Raw genomic sequence first — 10214 nt, forward strand, 5'->3', positions numbered from 1 at the left:
GATGATGGTCTTTACAAAACTGGAACACCATCCTGTCCCGTTCCCTGCAGCCAGCTTTTGTTAAAGCAAGTTTACCCAGCTTATCGGTAGACAATACATCTACGCCTGACAGATAAAATACAAATTCAGGTTCATGAAGTTCATATAACTGTGGTAGAGTTTCGGCAAGAATGGAAAGATAAACGTCATCCCCGACACCTTCATCAAGTCCGATATCCAGGTCAGAAACCTCTTTTCTAAATGGAAAGTTCTTCTCACCATGCATCGAAAAAGTAAAGATCCGTGGCTCGTTCTGCAGGATTTCGGCAGTACCGTTGCCCTGATGAACATCTAAATCAATAATTAATATTCGATTGTATATTTTCTTAGCTATCAAATAATTGGCTGCGATTGCCTGATCGTTCAGAATACAGAAACCTTCTCCCCAGTCGGACCCCGCATGATGCGTACCACCGGCCACATTAAATGCAATCCTATGCTGCTTTGCATGCATTGCCCCGTCAATTGTCCCCTGCGCAATCCTGAGTTCTCTTTCCAGCAATTGTGCGTTCAGCGGAAAACCAATCCTGCGCTGTTCCCTTGCCGGCAGCGTAAAATTCTTGAGTTGCTGCCAATAGGCAGGGTCATGTGAACGCAGCACCTCTTCTTCGGGCAGCAGCTCCGGGGCAAACAGGTTATCCTGTGTAATTACTCCTTCATGCAGCAGCTGCGCGGGTATAAGTTCATACTTCAGCATCGGGAAACGGTGCCCCTCGGGCAACGGATGCGCATACAACTCGTGGTAGGCAATCTTAACCATCTTAAGCCAGGATTTCCCCTATATGTTTTTCAATATTGTTACAGATATCATCTACCGGAAGATCGTTTGCATCGTGACCAAACGGATCCTCTATTTCTTCAGCTATAAGTTCTAAACTTGCTAGCACATAGAGGATAAAGGGTACAATTGGGACAACAAAAAAACCCAGGCTAAAGACCCATCCAAAGGGAAGGGTAATCACATAGAGAAACAGGAATTTCTTAATGAAGGCACTGTATGAAAATGGGATTGGTGTTTTTTTTATCCTTTCGCAACCACCGCAGATATCCGTAAAACGGCTCAAATCGGCACTGAGAATAATCAGCTGTTCGCCCGAGAGTTTACCTGCAGCTGCAAGGTCATAGATCCTGGCAGAAAGGCTTCCGGCGATCTGGTTGGGTATGTGCTTGCCGCCATCCACCTCTATCAGGAAACTGTTTTTACCAAAGTACTGCTTTTCCCTGAGGTGTTCCTTTAGCGCAAAAGCATACTTGGGGATACCGTAGTTAAAGAATTCCCGCTCTTCCTTATCAAGTTTGAGAGATTTGATTTTGATAGCCAGGTTACGGCTCACATTGGTCAGCTCTCCCAGCAATCGCCTTCCTTCACACCATCTGTCGTACGAAGTATTGGTACGGAAAACCAGCAGCAGGGAAATCACAAAACCAAGTATACTGTGCATCATATTGATATTACTCACAGAATTACTTTCAGAAAGCTTGAAAAAGTGGAGTTCCAGAAAAGCGACTATACCAGAGAAGACACCTACACTTAGCATCAGCGGCCATAATTTTCTGAAGGTATCGGCTTTATGGATATGGAAGATAAAAGTAAACCAGGCTTTGGGGTTGTAGTTGATCATATTGCTTTTTCTTTGCAGAGCTGCAGCAGCAGCTCACCGCTATGGTAAATATCCCCAAAAGAATTGTATAATGGTGCAGGGCCGAAACGAATCACATTGGGTTCGCGCCAATCACCCAATACATTGTTTGCAACCAGCGCATTAAATATGGCCCTGGCATCGCCTTTGGCTACTATAGAAAGCTGTGCCCCATGCTCCCCATCGTTCTCAGGGGTAATAATCTGAAACTGTGCATGTCCCAAAGCAGTGTTCACTTCAGTAATCACGAACCTGAGGTATGCCGTCAGGGCCAGGCTCTTCTCACGGAGAGGCCCCATAAAGCCTGCTTTTTCAAAGATTTGCAGCGAAGCCTGATACAAAGCCATTGGGATAATCTGTGCAGTACTGATCTGCCAGCCATCTGCGCCCGCTTCCGGGATGAAACCCTTCTCCATCTTAAAACGGATAGATTCCTGGTAACCCCACCATCCCGCAAAGCGGTTCATACCCTGATCTGCAAAATGATTTTCATGAACAAAGATGGCCCCGATCCCACCGGGACCGCTGTTCTGGTATTTATAGGTACACCAGCAGGCAAAATCAACCTGCCAGTCGTGCAATTTCAGGGGTACATTTCCGGCCGCATGCGCAAGATCGAAACCAACAAAAGCACCTGCTTTATGACCTGCTTTAGTGATCGCCTCCATATCGAACCACTGGCCGGTAAAATAATTGATGCCTCCAAAGAGCACCAATGCAAGCTGATCAGCATTATCTGCTATAACTTTTATAATGTCTTCCGTTCTGAGCGTATACTCTCCTGCTCTGGGTGCAATTTCTACAATGGCCTCAGCAGGATCAAAACCCTGAAAACGTACCTGACTTTCCAGCGCATACTGGTCGGACGGAAAAGCGCCGGCTTCCATGATTATTTTATATTTTTTCTGGTCAGGGCGGTAAAAACTGACCAGCAATAAATGCAGATTTACAGTGAGCGTATTCATTGGGCAAACTTCCTCAGCCTTTGCACCCACAATTGGAGCCATCAGCTTTTTAAGTGCCTTGTGGTAGTACAGCCAGGGCGTTTCTCCTTCAAACCAGCCTTCAACTGCGAGGTTCTGCCAGTTTTCAAGCTGCTTGTTTAATACTTCCCTGGCCGATTTGGGCTGTAAACCCAGGGAATTGCCGCAAAGGTAAATGAAGGGCTTACCATTTTGTTGCGGGAACAGGAATTCTTCGCGTAGCGGCTGCAAATGATCCATCGCATCCATATCCCTCGCAAAAGAGAGCGTATTTTGAAACTTCATAGATTTCAAATATAAAAAAATGATCAGAATAACTGTTATTTCCTAATTTAGCACAATGAAGATGTTCCAGCAACAGATACGCCTGCATGAAAAACGAAGAGGCTTTCACCTTATTACTGCAGAAATTGTACACGCTTTTCCAGAGATCCGTGAAATCAAAACAGGAATATGCCAGGTGTTTATTCAGCATACTTCCGCTTCGCTGAGCATCAATGAGAATGCAGATCCCACGGTGAGGCAGGACTTTGAGATGTTCTTTAACAAGGCTGTTCCGGAAAATGATCCTGATTACCTCCATGACGATGAAGGTTCTGATGATATGCCCGCACACATCAAAGCATCCCTTCTGGATACTTCGCTGATGATCCCTATCCGCAACGGCATGCTTGCCCTGGGTATGTGGCAGGGCATCTATCTTTGCGAACACCGCAATTATGGCGGCTCCAGAAACCTGATGCTTACTGCCTGGGGCGAATAAATGCCTGATGTCGTCCCGAAATTTAAAGGTCCCCAATTCGAGGGATAAACTATACAAGATATCGCTGATTTGAATATATTTGAAGCTATATTTAAAAGCCGGTCTTAAGGCTCATCAATCTTGCTCAAAACATATATGAAGACAATAGTCGAGGTTAAATCAAAAAAACAATTAACGACGTTCATTGATTTCCCACATGATCTGTACAAAAATGATCCGATGTACGTTGCTGAAATTTTCATCGGCCAGCGGGATCTTCTCACCACGCATCCTTTCCATAAACATTCCTCACTGCAATGCTTTCTATTGTATGAAGGAGACAAGGTTACCGGCCGTATTGCCGCTATCCTGAATAACCGCCACAACGAGTTCAATCACGTCAAAGACGGATTTTTTGGTTTCTTTGATGTGATCAACGATGCGGAAAGCGCTCAACTGCTTCTTGAAGCCGCAGAGAAATGGCTCAAACAGAAAGACAGTACTATTAATAACTTTGTCGGACCGGTAAACCTGACTACCAATGACACTGCAGGACTTCTGGTAAAGGGTTTTGACTATCCGCCGGTAATTCTTACGCCGTACAATGCACCATACTACCAGCAGCTCCTGGAAAACACAGGTCTTAAAAAACAGGTTGACCTGATCTCCTGGAGATGGGACAAAACTTCATACGATGATCGTTCAGTAAGAATTTCTGATAAACTGGAGGAAAGGATCAATACCCGCGGGATAACCATACGCAAGCTGAACATGAAGAAATTCAAGGAAGAAGCGGAGAAGTTTAAACAGGTTTACAATAGTGCCTGGGACAAAAACATGGGTTTTGTGCCTCCTACTGATGAGGAATTTGATTTCATCGCCAAAGACCTTAAAATGATTGCTGATCCGGATTTCGTTTACGTAGCCGAAAAAGACGGTAAATTTGTAGGGATATCTATTGCCCTTCCTGATGTAAACCAGATCCAAAAGAAAATCCCCAGAGGACGCCTTCTTCCTACGGGCATCTTTAAACTGCTGTTTGGGCTTAAAAAGATCAGGGGAATCAGAATTTTTATGCTTGGGGTAATTGAAGGATACCGCCACATGGGTATTGAAGCTGTTTTATATGCCAAGATCATCAAAACTTATAAGGAAAAGGATTACGATTATGCAGAGGCCGGCTGGACACTGGAACATAATCACCCTGTAAACAATGCCATTAAAGCCATTAAAGGTGATCCGTATAAAACCCACAGGATCTACGAGAAAGCAATTTAGTACCTTTTGAAAGAGTAGTTGTCCTGAGATAACTACTCTTTTTTCCCTCCCAAAAATCACTTTGACTTCATCACAAATGTGTGAGCTATATTGTATGGCTTTTGTTACATTTGTAACAGCAACCTACCTAAAGTTTTTAAATGAAGATCAAAAGTTCGCTTCCCGGCATATCCCGCATTGTTTTCCTCTTCCTGTTCATCAGTTTTTATTTCAGCAGCTCCCCGGTGTATGCCCAGCGTACAAGAGCAAAACTAAACCCCAGGGATAAAGCGGCAGATGTGTCCTATCTTTCAGATTCAACTTTACTTACCAGGGGCGATTACCTTGCCCGTTTGCAAAAGGTATTTGAAGCGATCAACAAAGTGAAGGTAACTACCGCCTCTTTTTATAAGACTACGGCGATATCAGGTTATTTGAAACAGGATGAAGACGCCATTGCATTGATCAAGGAGCGCCTTACGCAGCCGGACAGAACACTCAATCTGCAAAACGTCCAGATGTACCAGACACTGCTTGATGAACTGGAAGGCAGCAATCTTGAATGCCTGGAAGACCTGAATGGGTATGAGAAAAAACTAAACGGCCTCAAAACCAATATTCTCAGTCTCAGAAAAGACACTGTACTCCTTAAAATCTTCACTGTAGACTCTTTAAAGAGGATCTTTAAACCTCAGCTGATTGAACTGCGGAACAAAAAGTTAATGATGGATAGCCTCATTAAATCAAACACAAATCTGATCAACTCGCTGCAGGCCAGAACATCTGCCAACATCATCAATGTTAAAGAACTTCAGTATACCACAGATAGTCAGCTAAAGGCGGTTGGAATTAAAGCATTCGGCAAAGAGAGGCGCTACCTTTGGGAGACAGTCAATCAATCTGCAAACCGCAGTATGGGTTTCAAGCGCTTTATTAAAAGCGAACAGCAGATTTCAAGATATTACTTCGTATACACCCGGAGCAGTCGCGCCCTGCTGATCTTTCTTGGTGCGGTTTTCTTCTTCTGGGTCTTCTTCAATTTCAAAAGCCTGATCAACCGTAAAAAGCTGGATGCTGTAGAATCATTTAATTTTCTGTTCATCCGGCCAAAACCCTACCAGATCTCTATAATATTTATTTTAACCCTTGCTCCCGTCTTCGACCTGCTGGCGCCTGCCCTGTATATTGAAGCCATACATATCCTTCTGGCACTCAGCCTTACCACACTGCTCTATAAAAGACTGCCCCGCCGTATATTTTATCAGTGGTGTATCTTTGTGGTCCTGCTTATTGCACCGGTTATCCTAAGGTTACTGGGTATCCCTCCACGTTACCAGAGGTGGAACCTTCTTGTGTTCAGCATGGCATCCATGGCCTTTGGCTTACTGACGTATTTAAAACTGCGGACCCAAACAGGTAAGTACAGGATCTTTTTACCTGTAGGCATTATTTTTATCGCCTTCAACTTTCTGGCAATCCTCTGTAATTTATTCGGTCGATTTACCCTTACACAGATATTCTATACCACGGCAGTAAGTGCTTTCCTGCATGCAGTATCATTGATCATACTTGCGGGAATGATTACTGAAGCTTTTCTGTTGCAGATTAAAAGCAGCAGGATACGGAAACATTACCCTGAGCATTTCGACTGGGAGCCGGTAGTGAAAAGTATCCGCGGACTGCTCAATATCATTGCTTTCCTGATCTGGCTAACCCTTTTCCTGGTAAACCTCAACATATTTAACGAATTATATACCACCATATTAACAGTACTTACCGAAAAAAGAACTATAGGAACACTAGCCTTTACTCTTGGTGGTATCGTTTTGTTCCTCCTGATCATCTGGACAGCGAACTTCCTGCAGAAATACATTGCCTATTTCTTTGGTGATACCGGTGATGATTCACTGGATGACAACAAAGGGGAACGTTCAAAACTCATCGTTACACGGCTGGTACTGCTTATTGGTGGTTTTCTGCTCGCAGTAGCCGCCTCAGGTTTACCTATCGACAAGATCACCGTAGTATTGGGTGCATTAGGTGTTGGTATCGGTCTGGGGCTCCAGAACATCGTCAGCAATTTCGTTTCAGGTATCATCCTCATCTTTGATAAAACATTGCGCATAGGCGATGTAGTAGAGCTCAGTGATAAAAAAGGAAGGGTAAAAGAAATCGGCATCCGTGCAAGTACGCTGCTGACAGATGAAGGTGCAGAGATTATCATCCCGAACGGGAATATCTTATCCAACAATATCATCAACTGGACGCTCAGCAATAATCAGATGAGAATTACCATTTCTTTCAAACTCGCCAAACCCTTTGTAAGGGAAGAAGTGGAAGAGCTGATTAAATCTGCTATCGCATCAAATGAGAATATCCTGCAAAATAAAGAAGCAAGGATCATCATGAGTCCGGCCTCCAAAACCAGCAGCAATGTAAACATCTACTTTTGGTGTAAAGATATTTCAGTATCTGAAAGCACAAGAAGCACGGTGAATGCAGTAATTTACGATCAGCTGGAGGAAAAGGGAATTGAGATCCTTTAATTAATTTGATAGTAAACTATATTAAAACATAAACATCACACACAAACTGAAATACAGATAGTTAAGATTTGAATACTATCAAATGATAACTATTTGTATTATCAAATTCCATCTCAAATCCAGCTCTCTTTAACAGCTGATCCGAGTATGTGAACCGCCTCTTCCAGTTCTGCAGTGCTAAGGTTTCCAAAGCCGAGGCGCATAGCGGTAAAGCTCTCGTTCTGATAAAGCAATTCCTGCGGCAGATGCAGATTTCTCTTCAGACAGTTTTTGCTGATCCGCATCAGGTTTAGCCGCGGGTTCCAGTGCGTCCAGACCGACAGGCCTCCCGGCGGAGAAACAAAATTGAGCTCCTCGCCCAGCTGGTCATGCAATAACCCGGTAAAGTGATCCCGGCGCTCCTGATAAATCTTCAGTGCTTTTTTCAAATGACGCTGGATCTCCCTTTCTTCCAGCAATTCTGCCAGCGCCTGTTCCATGAGCATATCCCCCTGACGGTCTACCAGCCTGCGGAACTTTGCCATTTCAGTAATCAGGTTTTCCGGAGCGATCAGATAGCCCGATCGGAAACCCGGAGCTAAAGATTTACAAAAGGAACCGATATAAACCACCATACCACTGGTATCTGCACTGGCCAGTGGCAGCACAGAATTGCCGTTATAATGGAAATCATAGTCATAATCGTCTTCCAGAATAATAAAACCGAACGTAGATGCCAGCTGCAGCAACTCCACCCTCCGTTCAGCACTGAGTGTCACTGTGGTGGGATAATGATGGTGAGGCGTAAGATATAACATCCTGATCTTTTTAGTTTTACAAAGTTCACGTATAGCTTCAACTGAGATCCCATCCTCGTCCACAGGTACGGAAATAATCTTTCCGCCGCATTGCTGAAAGCACATATTTGCCAGGTAATAACTCAGATCACCAACGATCACAAGATCACCCACTCCGATCAGCATACTGGATGCCATGTAGATGCTCATATGAATTCCCCGGGTAGTCAGAATGTTGTTTTTATTGATGTGCAGCCCCCTTGTATTGTTCAGGTAAGATGCTAAAGTCTCACGAAAGAACTCGTTCCCTTCAACGTGCGAGTAACCAAAATGCCTGTAATTCGTTTTGCTTTTCAAAATCCCCCCATATACTTTGGATAATCTTTCGAGCGGCAACAGCCTGATGTCAGGTAAGCCGTCGTTAAATTCCAGTCCAGAACTGTTGGTAACAGGCAGGACGTCCAGAAGGATACTCTGTTTAAATCCGTAACCGGTTTTTGAGGGATAGCTGTTCAGGAATTTCTCATGGTCCTGGTGGCGTTCCGGCTCCGCGGCTTCACTTTCCTTTCCCCGATACCCGTTCAAAGATATCGCAGGCTGAGCAACCCTGTTACGCACAAATGTTCCCTTATTGGGCCTGATCTCAGTCCAGCCCTGCGCATCCAGCTCATCATAAGCCGCAATAACAGTCTTGCGGTGCACCTCCAGGTCATCCGCCAGGCTTCTTGTGCCGGGGAGCTGTATTCCATCCAGCAGCACTCCACGCTGGATAGCATTGATCATTTGATGGGCAATCTGCAGATAGACGGCCCGGTCGAGCGATTTGTCAATACGGATTACACTTTTAAAAGGAATTCTAACCGGACTACTCATAAACTAAAAACTGGTACCGTTAAACTATCCGGCAAGATAATACTTTTGAAGAAACAATCTACAGTATGGAACTAAAAGAACTGATCAAAAACATCGTTAGCGATGATCACATACATGCACGCTTTCTCAATACACTGTCTTTGCAGGAGAACATTGGTGCAAGGAAAATCTCTGCAAATGAACTTCCCGAGACTTCCACCTATATGGTGCTTAAGCATGCAGCAGAAGAACATCGTCACGCTTTTTACCTTAAAAAGCAGATTGGAAAGCTAAGCAGTACTGATTGCCCCACTTATGAGCCGGACTACCTGCTTGCGCCTTACAGCAGCAAATATTACCTCAATAAACTGGACATGTCTACGAGCCGGTATTTAATGGATCACCTGAGACTGAAGGGTGCAAAGCTAAAATTTGCAGCTTACCTCCTCGTTACTTATGCTATTGAAGTACGTGCAGACCTGATTTATCCCGTTTACCAGGAAATACTCAATAATAGCGGCAGCAAAGTCAGTGTACGCTCCATCATTCTTGAAGAACAGGGACACCTTGAAGAAATGACCGCACAGCTGAAAATTTTTTCGCCTGATTGGGAATTTCATGCCAGCAATATCATCTCCATAGAGAAGAATCTCTACCAGGGCTGGATTGATGCTCTGGCAGTCGCGATAAGGAAAGAACATCAGTTTTCGTAAACATGCTGAAGAATATGCTCGCTGAAAAACTTAATCTCAGATCTGCGGAGGGAACATTACGTAACTTGCAGTATGAAAATACTTTATACGACTTTAGCTCAAATGATTATTTAGGATTTGCACGATCGGAAGAATTAAAGAAAACGATCAGCGAAGAACTGGAAAAACATCCGCTAACCCCGCTGGGAGCTACCGGCTCAAGGCTGTTGAGCGGCAATACCGAATTTGCGGAAGAGCTGGAAAAGGAGATCGCAGTCATACACAAAGCAGCGAATGGATTGATCTTCAATTCCGGTTATACAGCTAACCTGGCTTTGTTTTCCTGCGTTCCGCAAAAAAATGATACCATTATCTGCGATGAACTGATTCATGCTTCAGTTATTGACGGCGCGAGACTGAGCCTGGCAAAGCGATTAAAATTCAAACACAATGACCTTGAAGACCTGGAGAAGAAAATCCGATTGAGTACGGGACAGTGTTATGTAGCTGTTGAAAGCGTATATTCTATGGACGGAGATCTGGCTGATCTCATCCACATAGCAATGCTGTGCCGGGATTTGAATGCTCATTTGATAGTTGACGAAGCCCATGCCTTAGGTGTGTTGGGTACCGGGCTCGTCGACCTTCTTCATCTGCATCACTCAGTTTTTGCCAGGGTAGTTACCT

At 44.3% G+C, this 10214-nt stretch carries 9 protein-coding genes; 5 read left to right on the plus strand and 4 right to left on the minus strand.

The features are described from left to right. The 3 genes from ABWY16_RS19580 to kynU all read right to left on the minus strand — a co-directional run. A partial coding sequence (locus ABWY16_RS19580) for a histone deacetylase family protein (RefSeq protein ID WP_353906357.1) occupies positions 1-799 on the minus strand: 799 nt, incomplete at its 3' end. Between the two features lies 1 nt (position 800). Next, positions 801-1661 carry a bestrophin family protein gene (locus tag ABWY16_RS19585; protein ID WP_353906358.1) on the minus strand — a complete coding sequence of 287 codons (861 nt, stop codon included), beginning with the start codon at positions 1659-1661 and terminating at the stop codon, positions 801-803. Next, positions 1658-2947: a kynureninase gene (kynU, locus tag ABWY16_RS19590; RefSeq protein WP_353906359.1), complete on the minus strand. Its 1290-nt coding sequence runs from the start codon at positions 2945-2947 to the stop codon at positions 1658-1660. The genes ABWY16_RS19585 and kynU overlap by 4 nt, the downstream gene beginning before the upstream one ends. A gap of 55 nt (positions 2948-3002) precedes the next feature. Here kynU and ABWY16_RS19595 point away from each other — a divergent pair, with 55 nt between their 5' ends. From ABWY16_RS19595 to ABWY16_RS19605, 3 genes are all read left to right on the plus strand, one after another. Continuing rightward, positions 3003-3425: a secondary thiamine-phosphate synthase enzyme YjbQ gene (locus ABWY16_RS19595; RefSeq protein ID WP_353906360.1), complete on the plus strand. Its 423-nt coding sequence runs from the start codon at positions 3003-3005 to the stop codon at positions 3423-3425. Positions 3426-3560: 135 nt separating this feature from the next. Continuing rightward, a complete protein-coding gene (locus ABWY16_RS19600; protein ID WP_353906361.1) occupies positions 3561-4682 on the plus strand; it encodes a hypothetical protein in 1122 nt (373 codons plus the stop codon). A gap of 140 nt (positions 4683-4822) precedes the next feature. Continuing rightward, on the plus strand, positions 4823-7207 hold the full coding sequence (locus ABWY16_RS19605) for a mechanosensitive ion channel family protein (protein ID WP_353906362.1): 2385 nt from the start codon (positions 4823-4825) through the stop codon (positions 7205-7207). Positions 7208-7320: 113 nt separating this feature from the next. Here the strand turns inward: ABWY16_RS19605 and ABWY16_RS19610 are convergent, their stop codons facing one another. Further along, positions 7321-8856 (minus strand): aminotransferase-like domain-containing protein, encoded by a 1536-nt coding sequence (locus ABWY16_RS19610; RefSeq protein WP_353906363.1) that lies wholly within the window; start codon positions 8854-8856, stop codon positions 7321-7323. Between the two features lie 65 nt (positions 8857-8921). On the opposite strand from ABWY16_RS19610, the gene ABWY16_RS19615 reads away from it, so the two are divergent. After that, positions 8922-9548, plus strand: coding sequence for a hypothetical protein (locus tag ABWY16_RS19615; protein WP_353906364.1), 627 nt, complete (start codon positions 8922-8924; stop codon positions 9546-9548). 2 nt (positions 9549-9550) lie between these two features. Then, positions 9551-10214, plus strand: a 664-nt coding sequence (locus ABWY16_RS19620; RefSeq protein ID WP_353906365.1) for an aminotransferase class I/II-fold pyridoxal phosphate-dependent enzyme, incomplete at its 3' end; no start/stop codon positions are given.

The organism is Pedobacter sp. (assembly GCF_040513095.1).
GTDB lineage: Bacteria > Bacteroidota > Bacteroidia > Sphingobacteriales > Sphingobacteriaceae > Pedobacter.